The 17761-nt window shown below is 59.5% G+C and carries 17 protein-coding genes and 1 pseudogene; 13 read left to right on the top strand and 5 right to left on the bottom strand.

Annotated features, from left to right (window positions below):
* Positions 1-142 precede the first annotated feature (142 nt).
* The 4 genes and pseudogenes from J1G18_RS05410 (at position 143) to J1G18_RS05395 (ending at position 3691) form a co-directional block, all read left to right on the top strand.
* Entirely contained in the window at positions 143-1015 is an 873-nt protein-coding gene (locus J1G18_RS05410) for a hemin ABC transporter substrate-binding protein (RefSeq protein ID WP_223007201.1), read from the top strand.
* Positions 1016-1065: 50 nt separating this feature from the next.
* Positions 1066-2049: a FecCD family ABC transporter permease gene (locus J1G18_RS05405; protein ID WP_209318241.1), complete on the top strand. Its 984-nt coding sequence runs from the start codon at positions 1066-1068 to the stop codon at positions 2047-2049.
* Positions 2049-2819: a heme ABC transporter ATP-binding protein gene (locus tag J1G18_RS05400; protein WP_223007200.1), complete on the top strand. Its 771-nt coding sequence runs from the start codon at positions 2049-2051 to the stop codon at positions 2817-2819. The genes J1G18_RS05405 and J1G18_RS05400 overlap by 1 nt, the downstream gene beginning before the upstream one ends.
* A gap of 20 nt (positions 2820-2839) precedes the next feature.
* Positions 2840-3691 (top strand): annotated as a pseudogene (locus tag J1G18_RS05395) (ChaN family lipoprotein).
* Positions 3692-3917: 226 nt separating this feature from the next.
* Here J1G18_RS05395 and J1G18_RS05390 read toward each other — a convergent pair.
* The 4 genes from J1G18_RS05390 to J1G18_RS05375 all read right to left on the bottom strand — a co-directional run bounded on the left by J1G18_RS05390 (position 3918) and on the right by J1G18_RS05375 (position 7287).
* Complete coding sequence (locus tag J1G18_RS05390) at positions 3918-4718, bottom strand: Crp/Fnr family transcriptional regulator (protein WP_223007199.1); 801 nt, start codon at positions 4716-4718, stop codon at positions 3918-3920.
* Between the two features lie 16 nt (positions 4719-4734).
* Positions 4735-5007 (bottom strand): TfoX/Sxy family protein, encoded by a 273-nt coding sequence (locus J1G18_RS05385; RefSeq protein ID WP_003228231.1) that lies wholly within the window; start codon positions 5005-5007, stop codon positions 4735-4737.
* Positions 5008-5294: 287 nt separating this feature from the next.
* Positions 5295-5639, bottom strand: coding sequence for a pentapeptide repeat-containing protein (locus tag J1G18_RS05380; RefSeq protein ID WP_139054376.1), 345 nt, complete (start codon positions 5637-5639; stop codon positions 5295-5297).
* A gap of 91 nt (positions 5640-5730) precedes the next feature.
* Positions 5731-7287 (bottom strand): AAA family ATPase, encoded by a 1557-nt coding sequence (locus tag J1G18_RS05375; protein WP_223007198.1) that lies wholly within the window; start codon positions 7285-7287, stop codon positions 5731-5733.
* Between the two features lie 116 nt (positions 7288-7403).
* On the opposite strand from J1G18_RS05375, the gene mrcB reads away from it, so the two are divergent.
* Genes mrcB through J1G18_RS05360 form a run of 3 tightly spaced genes read left to right on the top strand, consistent with a single transcriptional unit; the run spans position 7404 to position 10835 of the window.
* Complete coding sequence (gene mrcB / locus J1G18_RS05370; protein ID WP_223007197.1) at positions 7404-9728, top strand: penicillin-binding protein 1B; 2325 nt, start codon at positions 7404-7406, stop codon at positions 9726-9728.
* A 16-nt stretch (positions 9729-9744) separates the two neighbouring features.
* A complete protein-coding gene (locus tag J1G18_RS05365) occupies positions 9745-10500 on the top strand; it encodes a hypothetical protein (RefSeq protein ID WP_098965620.1) in 756 nt (251 codons plus the stop codon).
* A complete protein-coding gene (locus J1G18_RS05360; protein WP_097089181.1) occupies positions 10500-10835 on the top strand; it encodes a YqcC family protein in 336 nt (111 codons plus the stop codon). The genes J1G18_RS05365 and J1G18_RS05360 overlap by 1 nt, the downstream gene beginning before the upstream one ends.
* A gap of 45 nt (positions 10836-10880) precedes the next feature.
* Here J1G18_RS05360 and J1G18_RS05355 read toward each other — a convergent pair whose 3' ends face one another.
* Positions 10881-11297, bottom strand: a complete 417-nt coding sequence (locus tag J1G18_RS05355) for a DUF4124 domain-containing protein (RefSeq protein WP_223007196.1) — start codon at positions 11295-11297, stop codon at positions 10881-10883.
* Positions 11298-11696: 399 nt separating this feature from the next.
* On the opposite strand from J1G18_RS05355, the gene J1G18_RS05350 reads away from it, so the two are divergent.
* From J1G18_RS05350 to msrQ, 6 genes are all read left to right on the top strand, one after another.
* Positions 11697-13421 (top strand): acetolactate synthase 3 large subunit, encoded by a 1725-nt coding sequence (locus tag J1G18_RS05350; protein ID WP_027614081.1) that lies wholly within the window; start codon positions 11697-11699, stop codon positions 13419-13421.
* Positions 13422-13423: 2 nt separating this feature from the next.
* Entirely contained in the window at positions 13424-13915 is a 492-nt protein-coding gene (gene ilvN, locus J1G18_RS05345; RefSeq protein WP_003205610.1) for an acetolactate synthase small subunit, read from the top strand.
* Positions 13916-13963: 48 nt separating this feature from the next.
* A complete protein-coding gene (ilvC, locus tag J1G18_RS05340) occupies positions 13964-14980 on the top strand; it encodes a ketol-acid reductoisomerase (protein WP_007959661.1) in 1017 nt (338 codons plus the stop codon).
* A 146-nt stretch (positions 14981-15126) separates the two neighbouring features.
* A complete protein-coding gene (gene pssA, locus J1G18_RS05335) occupies positions 15127-15984 on the top strand; it encodes a CDP-diacylglycerol--serine O-phosphatidyltransferase (RefSeq protein WP_027614080.1) in 858 nt (285 codons plus the stop codon).
* Positions 15985-16047: 63 nt separating this feature from the next.
* Positions 16048-17061, top strand: coding sequence for a protein-methionine-sulfoxide reductase catalytic subunit MsrP (gene msrP / locus J1G18_RS05330; protein WP_135296568.1), 1014 nt, complete (start codon positions 16048-16050; stop codon positions 17059-17061).
* A complete protein-coding gene (gene msrQ / locus J1G18_RS05325; RefSeq protein ID WP_134787334.1) occupies positions 17061-17672 on the top strand; it encodes a protein-methionine-sulfoxide reductase heme-binding subunit MsrQ in 612 nt (203 codons plus the stop codon). Before msrP ends, msrQ begins: the two co-directional genes overlap by 1 nt.
* The last annotated feature ends 89 nt before the right edge of the window (positions 17673-17761 follow it).

Genomic DNA, 17761 nt, shown 5'->3' with positions numbered 1-17761 from the left:
TCGTTTCAGGAAATGTCCGAGCTTGACGTTTAAATGCAAACAATTATCAAATGGCCGCCTTCGCCCACTGCGCGCAACCGCCGTCAAGGATACTTGGCCCGCTGGTTCGCTGCCCGGGAAAACTTTTCAAGGAAAGCTGCGTATGCGCCTGATTACCCGCGTTGTTGTGCTGTGTGTCGGACTGCTCGCCAGCCTTCAGGCGACAGCTGCCGATTTGCCACAACGTTGGGTCAGTGCCGGTGGTGCGCTATCAGAGTGGGTGAGTGCGTTGGGCGGCGAATCTAAACTGGTCGGCGTCGACACCACCAGCCAGCATCCGCAATCGCTGAAGAAGCTGCCCAGCATCGGCTATCAACGCAGTCTCTCGGCAGAAGGCATTCTCAGTCTGCGCCCGGACATCCTCATCGGCAGCGAGGAAATGGGCCCGCCGCCGGTCATCGCCCAGGTGAAGAGCGCGAAGGTGCGGGTCGAACTGTTCTCGGCACAGCCGGATCTGCCGACCCTGGAAAAAAACGTCACGCATCTGGGGCAGTTGCTCGGCGCGCAAGCCCAGGCGGCGCAGTTGCTGGAAAGTTATCAACAGCAGCTAACCGCGCAGAAAGCCCGAGTCGCCGAGTTGCAGACCAAACATAAAGCGCCCGGTGTGCTGGTGCTGATCGGACATGCCGGCGGCAAGCCATTGATTGCCGGCAAGGACACTGCCGCCGACTGGCTGCTGCAACGGGCCGGCGGACATAACCTGGCGACGCATACCGGTTACAAACCGTTCTCCGTGGAGTCGCTGGCCGGGCTCGATCCTGAGGTGCTGGTGTTTGCTGATCGCGCGTTGAGCGGCGAGGCGGCGAAAGCCGCACTGTTCAAGGAAAACCCCATTCTCAATTCAAGTCGTGCGGCCAAGGCCGGGCGGGTGCTGGAGCTGGATCCGACGCTGCTGGTCGGCGGGCTCGGGCCGCGTTTACCGGCGGCACTGAAGGATTTGTCTGACGGCTTCTACCCGACCGCGAGCGGCCAATGACCGTATTGGTCAAACCACGAAGCCTGTTTATCGGCCTGGCGCTTCTGTGTTTGCTGGCCATCTGGCTGTCGTTGGCGTTGGGGCCGGTGAGTCTGCCGCTGTTCGATACGTTACGCGCGGCTCTGCGCATGCTCGGCGTGCCGCTGGCGCCGGATGGGCTGGAGCAGGCTGAGCTGATTCTCGGGCAAATCCGTCTGCCGCGCACCTTGCTTGGATTGGCTGTCGGCGGTGTGCTGGCGTTGTCCGGTGTGGCGATGCAGGGCTTGTTTCGCAATCCGCTGGCCGATCCCGGGTTGGTCGGGGTTTCCAGTGGGGCAGCGCTGGGTGCGGCGGTGGCGATTGTCGGCGGGTCATTTTTTGGCGGTTTGCCGGAGTGGTTCGGGCCGTACCTGTTGTCGGCGTGCGCGTTTCTCGGTGGACTGGGGGTGACGGCGCTGGTCTATCGGCTCGGTCGGCGCAACGGCCAGACTAACGTCGCGACCATGCTGCTGGCCGGGATCGCCCTGACGGCATTGGCAAGCTCGGCGGTGGGGCTGTTCACCTATCTGGCGGATGACGCGACTTTGCGTACGCTGACTTTCTGGAATCTGGGCAGCCTCAATGGCGCCAGTTACGCGCGTTTGTGGCCGTTGCTGATTATCAGCACTGGCGTCGCGCTTTGGTTGCCGCGGCGTGCCAAGGCGCTGAATGCGTTGTTGCTCGGTGAATCCGAGGCGGGGCATCTGGGGATTGATGTCGAACGGCTCAAACGTGAATTGGTGTTCTGCACGGCGTTGGGTGTTGGCGCGGCGGTAGCGGCAGCCGGGATGATCGGTTTCGTCGGGCTGGTGGTGCCCCATCTGGTGCGTTTATTGGCCGGGCCCGATCACCGGGTGTTGCTGCCAGCGTCGGTACTGGCGGGTGCGAGCCTGTTGTTGCTGGCGGATCTGGTGGCGCGGCTGGCGCTGGCGCCGGCGGAGTTGCCGATCGGTATCGTCACGGCGTTTATCGGCGCGCCGTTCTTCCTCTACCTGTTGCTGCGAGGTCGTGCCTGATGCTGCGTGCGCACAATCTGCACATCCGTCGCGGACGCAAGACCGTCCTCAGCGACGTCACCCTGCAGCTTGAACGCGGTGAGGTGTTGGGTGTGCTCGGACCGAACGGTGCCGGCAAAAGCACCTTGCTCGGTGCCCTGTGCGGTGAGCTGGCGGCCAGTGAAGGTGAGGTGTTGCTCGACGACAAGGTGCTGAGTCACTGGACAGGTACGCAACGTGCCCAGCGCCTGGCGGTGTTGCCGCAGGTGTCGACGCTGGATTTTGCCTTTCGCGTGGAAGAAGTGGTCGGCATGGGCCGTCTGCCTTATCAGAGCGGTCGGGCGCGCGACGACGACGAGATCGTTGCGGCAGCGCTGGCCGCTGCGGATGCCGGGCATCTGAGCGGGCGCAGTTATCTGGCGTTGTCGGGTGGCGAGCGCCAGCGCGTGCATCTGGCGCGGGTGCTGGCGCAGTTATGGCCAGGGCAGGCCGGACAAACCCTGTTGCTGGATGAGCCGACCTCGATGCTCGATCCCTTGCATCAACACACCACGTTGCAGGCGGTGCGCGAGTTTGCCGATCGTGGCGCGGCGGTGCTGGTCATCCTGCATGATCTGAATCTGGCGGCGCGCTATTGTGATCGGGTGTTGCTGCTCGAAGGCGGGCGCCCGGTGGCGCTGGATACGCCGCAGCAGGTCTTGCGACCGGATACGCTCAAGGCCGTGTTCGGTCTCGAAGTATTGGTGCAGCTGCACCCGGAGCGTGGGCATCCGCTGATCATCGCCCGCTGATTTCTCATCGAGGTGATGGTATGCGCGGGATCTGGTTGTTAGCGGTGTTGATGCTTGCTGGGTGTCAGCATGTTGCTGCGCCACCACCGGTCAGCGGTGAGATACGCGATCTGCACAGCGGCCAGGTGTTGACGGCGCAGGAACTGCTGGCGCGTCTGGCCAAGCCGCAACAGCTGATCATTGGCGAGCAACATGACAACGCCGATCATCACGCTGTGCAGTTATGGCTGTTGCAGGCGCTGGGTGAGCAGCGGCCCCAAGGCAGCCTGCTTTTGGAGATGCTCACGCAGGATCAACAGCCGAAGGTTGATCAGGTTCGTCATGCGGCAACGCCGCCCAGCGATCTTGCCGCCGCACTGGCCTGGCAGGATGGCTGGGACTGGAATCTTTATGGACCGATCGTTCGGTTCGCCCTCACGCAACCCTATCCGCTGTTGGCGGCCAATCTGGATGACGGCGAAATCCGCGCTGTCTATCGCCAGTCGCCCACCCTGAGCGGTGTTCGCAGCAATGCGGCATTGGTGAAAGCCACGCTGCTCGAACAGATCAGCGACTCACATTGCGGCTTGCTGCCCAAATCACAGATGCCGGCGATGCTTGCTGTTCAACAACAGCGGGATCGGCGTATGGCCGAACGCTTGATGGCTGCGCCGACGCCAGCGTTACTGTTGGCGGGTACCTAGCATGCGCGCAAGGATGTTGGCGTGCCGCTGCATGTGCTGGATTTGGGCGCAGCCTGGGCGCCAACAGTGCTGATGCTGGCCGAGCAGGGCGCCGAGGTGACTGCGGCGATGGCCGATTACGTCTGGTACACCCCGGCCACGCCCGCGCAGGATTACTGCGCACAGATGCGCAAACAGTTCGGCCAGTGACTTTTCCACAGGCAAAAAAAGACCCGGTAAAAACCGGGTCAAATAACCGTGATTAGCCTGATGAGGAGATAATCTGAGAGTCCGAACCAAGGGCTTTTCAGAATATCGACTGATCTCGCGACCAGTTGTGATAATCATAGCGATTCTCATTAGCGAGTCAACCACTGTTTTTCCGTTTGCTTGATTTAGTCGTGCAAATGGCCGGAATGTCCCGGAAACAGGGGGCTTAACGCGCAGCCTTGATCGCACTCAGTTGCGTGATCTGCTGATTAAGCTGGCCGATGCGCCTGGCCATGCTCTCAATCAGGCTGTGGGCAATCTTCGGATTGTTACGGGTCATGCTCAGAAACTGTTCGCCTGGAATCAGCATCACCGTGCTTGGCTCGCGAGCGATGACAGTGGCATTGCGCGGTTCACCGGTGAACACCGCCATGGCGCCGAAAATCTCGTCCTTGGGCACTTCGCCGACCTTGTGCCCATCAACAAACGCTTCGGCATGCCCCTCGATGATCACGAAGACGTGATCAGCGGCATCGCCCTGCCGGATCAACACCTCACCGCTTTCGACCCGTTTGAAGCCATTGGTGCTGCGAAACTCCCGTGGCTTCAGTTCGGCCACCGCGTGTGCCAGCAGCGCCATCTGCCCCAGCAGATACTCAAGCCATTGCTCGGCCCGGCCCGGCTCGGCGTACAAATGCTGGAACAAATCGGTTCGCCGATAGGGCAGCAAGCGCAATGGCCCGTCGCTGCGCAGTCGGCAATCGGCCCAGGCGTCACCTTGCTGTAGACCGATCAGATCGCCTTCCTGCGAGTAAAACAGCGCACGACCGCCGATATAGCCGTGGATCACGCCTTCTGTCAGCAGAAACAGCTGATTGTGTGGGAGCTGCTCCATCAGGTCGTCAGAGATTTCTGGCTCAAAGGCTGGCCCGCACGGCGCAAGGCCTTCCAGCCAGCGCGCGGGCAAGCTCTGCAAACGATTGATCAGTGCATCGACCGGTGCCGATTGTTCTCCGAGCAGATACATGGCCGTCAGTGCCTGTTCAGTTCTTGTGGCGCGAGGAAATGGCTTCGAGCTGCTTGTTCAAGGCGTCTTTGCGTTCGGCCGGGATGTCGTTCCAGTGCACATCCATCAGTGCCCCTTCGATCGCGTACAACAACACCTTTGATGCGCGAAACCCGCGGGTACGCACGGCCCGATAGGCGTCCACCGCCCCCAGGCGACGCAAGTCCGAGGCGCTGTGGATGCCCACGGCATGCAGCCACTGCGCCGACGTCTTGCCAAGATTCTTCAGGTGTTGCAGTTCATCATTCATCAAGCCTCCTTGCGACGGCCGAATGGTGCGTGGGCGATCTTCTCAGGAGTGTAGCCATCAGTAGGAAAAGCGTGGTTGTTTGGTCGGATTCGACGCAAACGCTTCTAAGAAAGGCGATGAGATCTGGCGAATGCAATAGTAAGGAGTGTGTCGCATACAACTGTAGGAGTGAGCCTGCTCGCGATAGCGGCGTAACAGCCGACATCCATTTTGAATGTCAGTCGGCTATCGCGAGCAGGCTCACTCCTACAAGGGGAGGGTGTTGTGTCAGGGGCTGCCGATGGTGCTCAGCGTGTGCGATAGCGCAGGCGGGTGCCGAAATTCATCGACATCAGGATCTCGTCCGCACTCAGTTCCGGCGGGAAGTACGCGCCGGAAATCTGCGCATGGGCCAGGCTCGCGCCTTCGAGTGATGCATTACGGAAGTCGATGCCACGCAAATCGGCAGAACGGAAGTAGGCGTCCCGGAAATCCACGCCATCGGCGTTCAGTTCACGCAAGTCGAGACCACGAAAGTCGCCACCGACCATGTCGATCGGGCCGTCGTTCGGGCGTTCCTTGTTGAAGCCTGTGATGTCGTCTTTGTGCAGCAAGGCAAAAAGCGGGGTGTCGAGAAGTTTCGGCTGGCTCATGTCACATCACCTGTTGGTTTTATGACGCCAGTATAGTGCCACTATTTGACGGCCGTGAAGCAAGCGAGGGCTTCACGGCCGAAATAGTTTCTTACAGGCCTGGCAGGCGCTGGCGGATCTGTGCAACTACGGTGTCGAGGGTCCCGCTTTCATTGGTTTGTACGCGTTTGCTGCGCAGAATTTCTTCTGGCGTCAGCGCTTCGCGGCTGGCCTGCTGGGCCTCTATTACCGCCAGCGTGGCGTCGGAAGGATCTTTCTTGTCAGCCTGACGAATCGCCAGCCAGCTCTCGATCACGGCTTGCGGTGCGTTGCAGTCGAGGATCAGGAACGGCGTGCCGGTGGCTTCGGCCACTTGAGCGGCGTTGTCGCGTTGCTCGCGCTTGAGGTAGGTCGCATCGATCACCACCGGGAAACCGGCGTGCAGGATCACTCCGGCAATCTCATGCAGGCGGGCATAGGTGGCAACGCTGGCGTCGGCGCTGTAAATCCCGGCCTGCACGTCGTTGGCTACGGTCTGCTCGCCGAACAGGCGCTTGCGCTCGACATCGGAACGCAGGCGAATCGCGCCCAGCGCTTCGACCAGACGCATCGCCACGTGGCTCTTGCCGACAGCCGATACGCCGTGGGTGATGGCCATGAAGCGCGATGGAATGGTGCTGTAGCTTTCCGCCAGGTTGGCGTAGTTGCGGTACTGGCGCAGGGTGGTTGCGCGCTGCACTGGGGTGGCATCCGCCGGCATGCTGAACAGCGCGACTTTGGCACGAACCAGTGCGCGGTAGGCTTTATAGAAGTTCAGCACTTCCAGGCCTTGATAATCGCCGGTCAGCTCCAGGTATTGGCTGATGAAGCGGCGGGCCAGGGATTTCAGGCCACGGTCTTCCAGGTCCATCGCCAGGAAACCGGTGTCGGCCCAGACGTCGGTGAAGCGGAACGGTTCGTTGAACTCGATGCAGTCGAAGATCACCACTTTGCCATTGATGACAGTGGCGTTGCCCAGGTGGATGTCACCGTGGCATTCGCGAGTGAAACCCTCGGCCTTGCGCTGGCTGAACAGTGCCTTGAGACGATCGAAGCTGCTCTCAGCCCAGGCTTGCAGGGCCTCGAGTTGCAGCAGATCGTTTTTGTCGCTGAGGAACGGCAGGATCTGCTCGAAGTTCTGGCGCACCGGGGCCATCACGCTGTCCGGGGTCCCGGCCTCGTGTTCGGCCGGGACTTTTGGCGCACTGAGGTGGAATTTGGCGATCTGCTCGGCCATTTCATCAATGTGCTGGGTGGTCAACTCACCGTTGGCTTGCAGGGTGCTGAGCAGGCCGGTCTGCGGGAATTGACGCATCTTCAGCACATATTCGATCACCGGGCCGTCGCCACCCAGTTGTGGCGCATCAACGCTGCCGGTCACTGGCAACACGTCCAGATACAAATCGTCGGTCAGACGCTGGTTCAGGCGCAGCTCTTCAGCACAGAAATGTGCGCGGGATTCGAGGCCGGTGAAGTCAAGGAAGCCGAAATTCACTGGCTTCTTCACTTTATAAGCAAACGGGCCGGTGAGGATCACCCACGAGATATGGGTTTCGATGACCTGGAACCCTTCGACGGGGTGCGGGTAGAGGGCCGGGTTTTGCAGGGCAGCGATCAGGGACTGGCTCACGGGCGATCCTTCAGAGACTGGGAAATTCGAGGTCGCCATTATGGCCGCTCGCCAGCCTGACGCAAACCTCGGAGCGCTCCTGTTGAGTATGAATAAAGTGCGTATAATCCGCCGCCATGACTCGAACTCGATCCCCCCGTACCAAGAAAAAACCAGTCTCCAAGGGCCTCAGCCCATGGTTGAGCTGGGCCATTAAACTCAGTCTGGTCGGCCTTGTGGTGCTGGCCGGCTTCGCCGTTTACCTCGATGCCGTGGTGCAGGAGAAGTTCTCCGGCAAGCGCTGGACCATCCCGGCCAAGGTATACGCGCGTCCGCTTGAGCTGTTCGTCGGACAAAAGCTCAGCAAGGACGATTTCCTCACCGAGCTCGATGCCTTGGGCTATCGCCGCGAAGCCGTGAGCAATGGCCCCGGTGCTGCTGCCGTCAACGGCAATACCGTTGATCTGAACACTCGTGGCTTCCAGTTCTATGAAGGCCTGGAAAAAGCCCAGCCGGTGCGCGTGCGCTTCTCCGGCGACTATGTGGCCGAGCTCTCCGGGCTCAATGGCGGAAAATTGTCCGTGGTGCGGCTTGAGCCGCTGATGATCGGCGGCATCTACCCGAAAAACCTCGAAGACCGCATCCTGATCAAGCTCGATCAGTTGCCACCGTACCTGCTGGAAACCCTGGTAGCAGTGGAAGATCGCGACTATTACAGTCACTGGGGCGTGTCGCCGAAGTCGATTGCCCGGGCCATCTGGGTCAACACCTCTGGCGGCAAGATGACCCAGGGTGGCAGTACGCTGACCCAGCAACTGGTGAAGAACTTCTACCTCACCAACGAGCGCAGCCTGAGCCGCAAGCTCACCGAAGCCATGATGGCGATGCTGCTGGAGCTGCACTACGACAAGAAGGAAATTCTTGAGGCCTACCTCAACGAAGTCTTCGTCGGGCAGGACGGTCAGCGTGCCGTGCACGGTTTCGGTCTGGCCAGCCAGTTCTTCTTTGGTCAGCCACTGTCCGAGCTGAAGCTGCATCAGGTCGCGCTGCTGGTCGGCATGGTCAAGGGCCCGTCCTACTACAACCCGCGCCGCAACCCCGAGCGCGCGCTGGAGCGGCGTAACCTGGTGCTCGACGTGCTTGAGCAGCAAGGCGTGGCGACTGCCGAACAGGTTGAAGCGGCGAAGAAAATGCCCTTGGGCGTGACCACGCGCGGCAAGCTTGCCGACAGCTCGTTCCCGGGCTTTATCGATCTGGTCAAACGCCAGTTGCGCGAAGACTATCGCGACGAGGACTTGACCGAAGAAGGCTTGCGGATCTTCACCAGTTTCGACCCGATTCTGCAGATGAAGGCCGAAGCGTCGGTGAATGACACCTTTAAACGCCTGGCTGGACGCAAGGGCTCCGATGACGTGGAAGCGGCGATGGTCGTGACCAACCCGGAAACCGGCGAAGTGCAGGCGATGATCGGCAGTCGTCAGGCCAGTTACGCCGGTTTCAACCGGGCGCTGGACGCCGTGCGGCCGATCGGTTCCCTGGTCAAGCCAGCGGTGTATCTGACCGCACTGGAAAAACCGAGCCGTTACACGCTGACCAGTTGGCTGTCGGATGATCCGCTGTCGATCAAAGGCGCGGACGGCCAGGTGTGGAAGCCACAGAACTACGACCGTCGCTCCCACGGCACAGTCTTCCTCTATCAAGGGCTGGCGCATTCGTACAACCTGTCGACCTCGCGCCTGGGTCTGGAAGTCGGTGTGCCGAATGTGCTCAAGACCCTTGCGCGTCTGGGCGTGACCCGGGAATTCCCGGCGTTCCCGTCGATGCTGCTCGGGGCTGGCGGCATGACCCCGATCGAAGTGGCGACCATGTATCAGACCCTCGCCAACGGTGGTTTCAATACGCCGATGCGCGGGATTCGCAGTGTGCTGACCGCCGATGGCGAACCACTCAAGCGTTATCCGTTCCAGATCGAGCAGCGTTTCGATCCGGCGTCCATCTACCTGATCCAGAACGCCATGCAGCGTGTGATGCGTGAAGGTACCGGCAGCTCGGTTTATAACGTGCTGCCAAAGACCCTGACGCTGGCCGGCAAGACCGGTACCAGTAACGATTCGCGTGACAGCTGGTTCGCCGGTTTCAGTCAGGATCTGCTGGCGGTGGTCTGGCTGGGTCGCGACGACAACGGCAAGACCCCGTTCACCGGGGCGACCGGTGCATTGCAGGTCTGGACCAGTTTCATGCGCAAAGCCGATCCGCTGCCGCTAGACATGCCGCAGCCGGACAACATTGTGCAGGCGTGGGTCGATTCGCGTACCGGGCAAGGCTCCGATGCCAACTGTCCGGGGGCGGTGCAGATGCCGTATATTCGCGGCAGCGAACCGCCACCCGGCGCCGCGTGTGCAAGCGAAACGCCTGCCTCGCCGGAGTCGGTGATGGATTGGGTCAAGGGCTGGATGAATTAAGCAAAGAGGGTTTCAAGTGAACAAGTGGTTGATTCCAGCGGTGACTGCCGTGGCTTTGCTCAGCGGCTGCTCTACCGTGCAGCGTGGTTCGATCCCGGTGGTGGACTCCGGCACAGCCGTATCCAACAGCGAACGGCTGTCGGCCAACGGCGGTTTCCGCAAGACGACGGTCAAACGCCCAGTCCAGGGCCAGGCGCAATCCCAGGCCATCCCGCAAGGCGATACCGGCGTGGTGGTGATGGTGCCGGGTGGCGGCGCCACAACATCGGCACCGATCAGCTCCTCGCCGATCGTTCCGGGCCCGGCTTCCGGCGGAATCACCGCAGGGCCGTACAACCCGTCGCCGGTCGAATCGGCACCGATCAACTCCGGCAGCTACAGCATGCCTTCGACGCCAAGCGGGATTCCTTCGGCCAGCAGTGGCGGTGGTCTGTCGGCGGACGAACAGCTCGATGGCCCGGTGCTCGCCTTGCTGACCACTGCGCAACAGCAGCAGGCCGGTGGCGACCTCAACGGTGCGTCTTCCAGTCTGGAGCGCGCTCAACGCGTTGCCCCGCGTGAACCGCAAGTGCTCTATCGTCTGGCGCAAGTACGCATGGCTCAAGGTGATGCGCCACAGGCCGAGCAGTTCGCCCGTCGTGCACTGACCATGGCCAACGGTCGTCCGGACTTGCAGGCCAACCTGTGGGAGATCATCGCGCAGTCCCGTGAGAAACAAGGCGATTCCGCCGGCGCAGCGCTGGCTCGTCAGAAGGCCAAGGTTTCGCTGTGATGGATTCCCGTTTCCCGAAAATCGCCGATCAGTTGCTGCTGATCGAGCGCGAACTGCGCGCGCAGGGTTGGTGGGATGACGTTCAGCCATCGGCCGAAGCCCTGAGCAGTGTCGAACCGTTTTCGGTCGACACGCTGGATTTCGAGCAATGGCTGCAATGGATCTTCCTGCCACGGATGAAAATGATCCTTGAGCAGGATCTGCCGTTGCCCAATGCCTCGGGCATTCAGGAAATGGCTGAAATGGTCTTCGCCCAGCGCAATCTGCAGGGCAAGGATCGACAGCTGCAGGTGCTGCTCAAAGAGTTTGACCTGCTGATTACCGCTTCCCGCTAGAGCCGATCCCCTGTAGGAGCTGCCTGCGGCAGCTCCTACAGATTTTTATTCGCAGTTCTGCGCAATCTGCTTCTGCGCTTCGACAATGCGCTCCTGCCGCTGCGCATCATCCAGCCGCCGTAATTGTCCTTCCACGTCCTCCCTCAACCGCGGATTGTTCTGCAATTGCGCCAGGTTCGTCCGTGCCTGTTCGCAAAATGCCTTGAGCTGCGCCTGCTGCTCCGCCACCTGTTTCTTCACCTTGTCGTCGATGGCTTTCTGATCGCCCAGCGCACCACTGCCAGGCATGGCGGCAGGTTTCGTTGGGGGCGAGGAGGGCGTCTGCACAGTCGTCGCCGGCAGCCCTTGCGGTGGCTGCGCATCGAAGTGCGTGACGCCCTGGGCATCTACCCATTTGTAGATTTGAGCGGCCGAGCACCAGGGGCTGAGGCCGATCAGCAGAGTTAACAGAAGCGTTCGCATGCTGATTCCTTGGCAAAATTGCGCAATTGACGCTAACAGAGTAGCTGTTTTCAGGTTTTTTCTTGCGTTCTCATGTGCTTACCCACAATTAAGCACATTGACGGCTTGACTTGGAGAGGGCGAAACAGAAGAATCCAAAGTCCGCTGTAGAGGGACTGCCAGAAGCAGACCCACTCGGTAGATCATGAGGCGCATATCCGCGTCGACCTGTTACACCCGCAACGCGTTACCTCGCGCTGGGTGGGAAAGGCCCGCAACACTTGGGACGATCCCAATACTTGCTCAGTCAGTGCTGACGTAGTCGGCGACCACCGTCGCTCATGCTCTGCCGAGAAGTAAACCTATTAAGACCCGCCCCTTTTGTGTGGACGGTATTCTGGCGTTTTAGAGGTGAACAACGTGGAGCTTTTATCTGGCGGTGAGATGCTCGTCCGCTTCTTGCGTGACGAAGGCGTCAAATATATCTACGGGTACCCGGGTGGTGCTCTTCTTCATGTTTACGATGCCCTGTTCAAAGAACCGGAAGTGACCCACATCCTGGTTCGTCACGAACAAGCGGCCACCCATATGGCTGACGGTTACGCCCGTGCCACCGGTAAAGCCGGCGTGGTATTGGTGACATCAGGTCCTGGCGCCACAAACGCCATCACCGGTATCGCCACCGCCTATATGGATTCGATTCCAATGGTGATCATTTCCGGTCAGGTGCCAAGCACCATGGTCGGCACCGACGCGTTCCAGGAAACCGACATGATCGGTATCTCCCGGCCGATCGTGAAGCACAGCTTCATGATCAAGCACGCCTCGGAAATCCCGGAAGTCATGAAGAAGGCCTTCTACCTGGCGCAGTCCGGTCGTCCGGGCCCGGTCGTGGTCGATATCCCGAAAGACATGACCAACCCGGCCGAGAAGTTCGAATACATCTTCCCGAAAAAAGCCAAGCTGCGTTCCTACAGCCCGGCCGTCCGCGGTCACTCCGGGCAAATCCGCAAGGCGGCAGAAATGCTCCTGGCAGCCAAACGCCCAGTGCTCTATTCCGGTGGCGGCGTGATCCTCGGCAACGGTTCCGCACCGCTGACTGAACTGGCGAAAATGCTCAACCTGCCAGTGACCAACACCTTGATGGGCCTGGGCGGTTTCCCTGGCACCGACCGGCAGTTCATCGGCATGCTCGGCATGCACGGCAGCTACACCGCCAACCTGGCGATGCACCATGCCGACGTGATCCTGGCTGTCGGCGCGCGTTTCGATGACCGTGTGATCAACGGCGCGGCGAAGTTCTGCCCGAACGCCAAGATCATCCACATCGACATCGACCCGGCTTCGATCTCCAAGACCATCAAGGCCGACGTGCCAATCGTTGGCCCGGTGGAGAGCGTCCTGACCGAAATGGTCGCGATCCTCAAGGAAATCGGCGAGACCCCGAACAAGGAGTCCGTTGCCAGTTGGTGGAAGCAAGTCGATGAGTGGCGCGGTGATCGCGGCCTGTTCCCATATGAAAAGGGCGACGGCAGCCTGATCAAGCCACAGACCGTGATCGAGACCCTGTGCGAAGTGACCAAAGGCGATGCCTTCATCACTTCCGACGTGGGCCAGCACCAGATGTTCGCGGCGCAGTACTACACGTTCAACAAGCCGAACCGCTGGATCAACTCCGGTGGTCTGGGCACCATGGGCTTCGGTTTCCCGGCGGCCATGGGCATCAAGTTGAGCTTCCCGGATGACGACGTTGCCTGCGTCACCGGTGAAGGCAGCATCCAGATGAACATCCAGGAGCTGTCGACCTGCCTGCAATATGGCTTGCCGGTGAAAATCGTCATCCTGAACAACGGTGTTCTGGGGATGGTTCGTCAGTGGCAGGACATGAGCTATGGCAGCCGCCACTCGCACTCTTATATGGAGTCGCTGCCTGACTTCGTCAAACTGGCTGAGGCCTACGGTCACGTCGGCGTGCGCATCACCGATTCGAAAGACTTGAAGTCGAAGATGGAAGAGGCGTTCGCCATGAAAGATCGTCTGGTGGTGATCGATATTTCGGTCGATACCAGCGAGCACGTCTATCCGATGCAGATCAAAGACGGCTCCATGCGCGATATGTGGCTGAGCAAGACGGAGCGTACTTAATCATGCGGCACATTATTTCCCTGCTTCTGGAAAACGAACCCGGCGCTTTGTCTCGCGTAGTCGGCCTGTTCTCGCAGCGCAACTACAACATTGAAAGCCTGACGGTGGCGCCAACCGAAGACCCGACTCTGTCGCGTCTGACGCTGACCACTGTTGGCCACGATGAAATCATCGAGCAGATCACCAAAAACCTGAACAAGCTGATCGAAGTGGTCAAGCTGGTGGACCTGTCGGAAAGCGCTCACATCGAGCGCGAGCTGATGCTGGTCAAGGTCAAGGCCACTGGCGCCCAGCGCGCCGAGATCAAACGCACCACCGATATTTACCGTGGACAGATCGTCGACGTCAGCGCCAGCGTGTATACCGTTCAACTGACCGGTACCAGCGACAAGCTCGACAGCTTCATTCAGTCCATCGGCACCGCATCGATTCTGGAAACCGTCCGTAGCGGCGTGACCGGCATTGCCCGCGGCGACAAAGTACTCAGCATCTAAACCAAATTAGCGAATGGCCTGAACGGCCTGGATATATAGGGGAAATTCATGAAAGTTTTCTACGATAAAGACTGCGACCTGTCGATCATCCAGGGCAAGAAAGTTGCCATCATCGGTTACGGTTCCCAGGGCCACGCCCAAGCGTGCAACCTGAAAGATTCCGGTGTCGACGTAACCGTCGGTCTGCGTAAAGGTTCGGCTACCGTTGCCAAAGCCGAAGCTCACGGCCTGAAAGTGACCGACGTGGCCGCCGCTGTTGCCGGCGCCGACCTGGTCATGATCCTGACCCCGGACGAATTCCAGTCCCAGCTGTACAAGAACGAAATCGAGCCGAACATCAAGAAAGGCGCCACCCTGGCCTTCTCCCACGGTTTCGCGATCCACTACAACCAGGTTGTTCCGCGTGCCGACCTCGACGTGATCATGATCGCGCCGAAAGCGCCGGGTCACACCGTGCGTTCCGAGTTCGTGAAGGGCGGCGGTATCCCTGACCTGATCGCGATCTACCAGGACGCTTCGGGCAACGCCAAAAACGTTGCACTGTCCTACGCAGCTGGCGTGGGTGGCGGTCGTACCGGCATCATCGAAACCACCTTCAAGGACGAGACCGAAACCGACCTGTTCGGCGAACAAGCCGTACTGTGCGGCGGTACCGTTGAGCTGGTGAAAGCCGGTTTCGAAACTCTGGTTGAAGCTGGCTACGCGCCGGAAATGGCCTACTTCGAGTGCCTGCACGAACTGAAGCTGATCGTTGACCTCATGTACGAAGGCGGTATCGCCAACATGAACTACTCGATCTCCAACAACGCTGAATACGGCGAGTACGTGACCGGCCCGGAAGTGATCAACGCCGAATCCCGTCAGGCCATGCGCAACGCCCTGAAACGTATTCAGGACGGCGAATACGCCAAAATGTTCATCAGCGAAGGCGCGACCGGCTACCCTTCGATGACCGCCAAGCGTCGTAACAACGCCGCTCACGGTATCGAAATCATCGGCGAGCAACTGCGCTCCATGATGCCGTGGATCGGTGCCAACAAGATCGTCGACAAAGCCAAAAACTAAGTCGTCATCCTTGTACGAAAAACGCGGCCTCGGCCGCGTTTTTTCGTTTGAAACCGATGGTTCTGGTATAAAGCTGCATCGTTTGTGGCCGAACCGTCGTCACAGGCACCTGTCGAAACTTTCCAAACCGTTGCAAGGTAATGTCCATGAGCGAACGTCCCGAAGAGCCGAACCAGGCTTCTGACGCCGAAAGCCTGCTGCCCATCGATGAACATGTCGAGGAAGGGCACGACGCAGAAGGTCGTAAAGTCCGGCATCGTGGTATCTATCTGCTGCCGAATCTGTTCACCACTGCGAACCTGTTCGCAGGGTTTTATTCCATCATCAACTCGATGAGTGCCCAGGCTGCCTTGAGCGCCGGTGACTCTGCGAATGCGAGCAAGTATTTCGCCTTCGCCGCGATCGCGATTTTTGTGGCCATGGTGCTCGATGGTCTTGATGGCCGTGTAGCGCGCATGACCAATACGCAAAGTGCCTTCGGCGCCGAGTATGACTCGTTGTCGGACATGGTCGCGTTCGGTGTAGCGCCGGCGCTGCTGGCCTTTGGCTGGGCATTGGGCGACATGGGCAAGGTCGGCTGGATGGTCGCCTTCATCTATGTAGCCGGCGCGGCATTGCGTCTGGCGCGTTTCAATACCCAGGTCGGTACGGCTGACAAGCGATACTTCATCGGCCTGGCCAGCCCGGCAGCTGCCGGCGTGGTCGCAGGCATCGTCTGGGCGTTCAGCGATTACGGCATTCAGGGTTCGAAGATGTCGTTCCTGGTCGCCTTGATGGTGGCGGCTGCCGGCATGTTGATGGTCAGCAACATCAAGTACAACAGCTTCAAGGAGCTGGACTTGAAGGGGCGCGTGCCGTTCGTGGCGATCCTCGCCGTGGTGCTGGTGTTCGCCGTGGTGTTCAGCGATCCACCGCGAATTCTACTGCTGGTGTTCCTCGGTTACGCCGCTTCCGGCCCTGTGCAATATCTGTTGCGTCTTCGTCGTCACAAAAACGCCGAGTGATGTAATTTCCCGCATACTCCGCAGTCTATGGGTGCATCTGTCCTCCAAAGCTGCGGAGTTGCCATGCTGATCAAAATCCCCAAAGCGTCCGACTGCCATGAGTCGGATGTCACGCCTGAATCCATTTATCTTTCTCGTCGCCAATTGCTCGGAGCTACCGCGGCCGGTATCGCCGTGAGCAGCCTGCCGCGTTGGGCCAGTGCCGGGGATGCGGCGCGTTATGCCGATGTCGAGCCGGGCAAGACGCCTGCCTGGTTTGCCGAGAAGCTTCCTTCTACCAAGTGGGGCGCCGTCAACGCCAAGGACGAGGCGATCACGCCTTATAAAGACGCGACCCATTACAACAACTTCTATGAGTTCGGCACCGACAAGGGTGATCCGGCCGCCAATGCCGGTTCGCTGAAAACCGAGCCGTGGAGCGTTGTCGTCGACGGGGAGGTGGGTAAGCCAGGGCGTTACGCGCTGGAAGACCTCATGAAGCCGTACCAGTTGGAGGAGCGTATCTATCGCCTTCGCTGTGTTGAAGCGTGGTCGATGGTCATCCCGTGGATTGGCTTTCCGATTTCTGCACTACTCAAGCAGGTCGAACCGACCTCTAAAGCCAAATACATTCGCTTCGAAACCCTGCAGGATCCCAAGAGCATGCCAGGGCAGCGCTCGGGTTTTGCCCTGATCGACTGGCCTTATGTAGAAGGCTTGCGCCTGGATGAGGCGATGAATCCCTTGGCGATTCTGGCGGTAGGCATGTATGGCCGCGAGTTGCCGAATCAGAACGGTGCGCCGCTGCGTCTGGTGGTGCCGTGGAAGTACGGCTTCAAGAGTGTGAAGTCCATCGTGCGTATCAGTCTGGTCAGCGAGCAACCGAAAACTACCTGGCAGAGCATCGCGGCTGATGAATACGGGTTTTATGCCAACGTGAATCCGACGGTCGATCATCCGCGCTGGACTCAGGCGCGGGAACGGCGTCTGCCGAACAGTCTGTTCAAGCCGAATGTGCGTGATACACAGATGTTCAACGGCTACGCGGATGAAGTCGCTTCTTTATATACAGGGCTCGATCTGCGGAAGAACTACTGATGCGATATCCGTTCTGGCGTGTAGGCGTTTTTATCGCTGCGGCGATTTGGCCATTGCTTTGGTTTTATCAGGCGTTCGCCGATTTGCTCGGGCCGGATCCTGGCAAAGTCCTGGTTGATCGATTGGGGCTGGGGACGCTGGTATTGCTGCTGATCACTTTGAGCATGACGCCGTTGCAGAAATTGACGGGGTGGGCGGGCTGGATTGCTGTGCGCCGTCAGTTGGGACTTTGGTGTTTTGCCTATGTGGGTCTGCATTTGTTCAGCTATATGGCGTTTATCCTCGGCTTCGACTGGTCGCAGTTGGGCGTGGAGTTGCGTAAGCGGCCATACATTATTGTCGGCACACTGGGTTTTCTCGGGTTGTTGGCGTTGGCAGTAACCTCTAATCGCTACAGCCAGCGTCGTTTAGGTGTGCGCTGGAAGAAACTGCATCGGTTGGTCTACGTGATTCTGGGGCTGGGATTGCTTCATATGTTGTGGATCGTGCGTGCTGATCTCAAGGAGTGGGCGATCTATGCCTTTATAGGTGCAGTGCTTTTACTGCTGCGTGTGCCTGCCGTTGCCCGTCGAATCCCGCGTTTATTGGCTAAAAAGCAGGTTTTGCAATAAAACTGAAATTAACGGTTGACGGCAGATTCAGGAGGTCTATAATTCGCCCCACTTCCGGCGCAGTCGAAACGGAAAACTCCTTGAGATTC

The organism is Pseudomonas sp. MIS38 (assembly GCF_019891575.1).
In the GTDB taxonomy this organism is placed as follows: domain Bacteria; phylum Pseudomonadota; class Gammaproteobacteria; order Pseudomonadales; family Pseudomonadaceae; genus Aquipseudomonas; species Aquipseudomonas putida_A.
This window is presented reverse-complemented; position numbering and strand designations above follow the sequence as displayed.

What these genes read in the sequence shown, in the direction of transcription:
- J1G18_RS05390 (WP_223007199.1), bottom strand. Translation starts at nt 4,718, where the DNA reads ATGTATCTGCTCGGAGAACAATCGGCACCGGTCGATGCACTGATCAAT.
- J1G18_RS05380 (WP_139054376.1), bottom strand. Translation starts at nt 5,639, where the DNA reads ATGAGCCAGCCGAAACTTCTCGACACCCCGCTTTTTGCCTTGCTGCAC.
- ilvN (WP_003205610.1), top strand. Translation starts at nt 13,424, where the DNA reads ATGCGGCACATTATTTCCCTGCTTCTGGAAAACGAACCCGGCGCTTTG.
- pssA (WP_027614080.1), top strand. Translation starts at nt 15,127, where the DNA reads ATGAGCGAACGTCCCGAAGAGCCGAACCAGGCTTCTGACGCCGAAAGC.
- J1G18_RS05410 (WP_223007201.1), top strand. Translation starts at nt 143, where the DNA reads ATGCGCCTGATTACCCGCGTTGTTGTGCTGTGTGTCGGACTGCTCGCC.
- ilvC (WP_007959661.1), top strand. Translation starts at nt 13,964, where the DNA reads ATGAAAGTTTTCTACGATAAAGACTGCGACCTGTCGATCATCCAGGGC.
- mrcB (WP_223007197.1), top strand. Translation starts at nt 7,404, where the DNA reads ATGACTCGAACTCGATCCCCCCGTACCAAGAAAAAACCAGTCTCCAAG.
- J1G18_RS05355 (WP_223007196.1), bottom strand. Translation starts at nt 11,297, where the DNA reads ATGCGAACGCTTCTGTTAACTCTGCTGATCGGCCTCAGCCCCTGGTGC.
- J1G18_RS05400 (WP_223007200.1), top strand. Translation starts at nt 2,049, where the DNA reads ATGCTGCGTGCGCACAATCTGCACATCCGTCGCGGACGCAAGACCGTC.
- J1G18_RS05360 (WP_097089181.1), top strand. Translation starts at nt 10,500, where the DNA reads ATGGATTCCCGTTTCCCGAAAATCGCCGATCAGTTGCTGCTGATCGAG.
- J1G18_RS05385 (WP_003228231.1), bottom strand. Translation starts at nt 5,007, where the DNA reads ATGAATGATGAACTGCAACACCTGAAGAATCTTGGCAAGACGTCGGCG.
- msrQ (WP_134787334.1), top strand. Translation starts at nt 17,061, where the DNA reads ATGCGATATCCGTTCTGGCGTGTAGGCGTTTTTATCGCTGCGGCGATT.
- msrP (WP_135296568.1), top strand. Translation starts at nt 16,048, where the DNA reads ATGCTGATCAAAATCCCCAAAGCGTCCGACTGCCATGAGTCGGATGTC.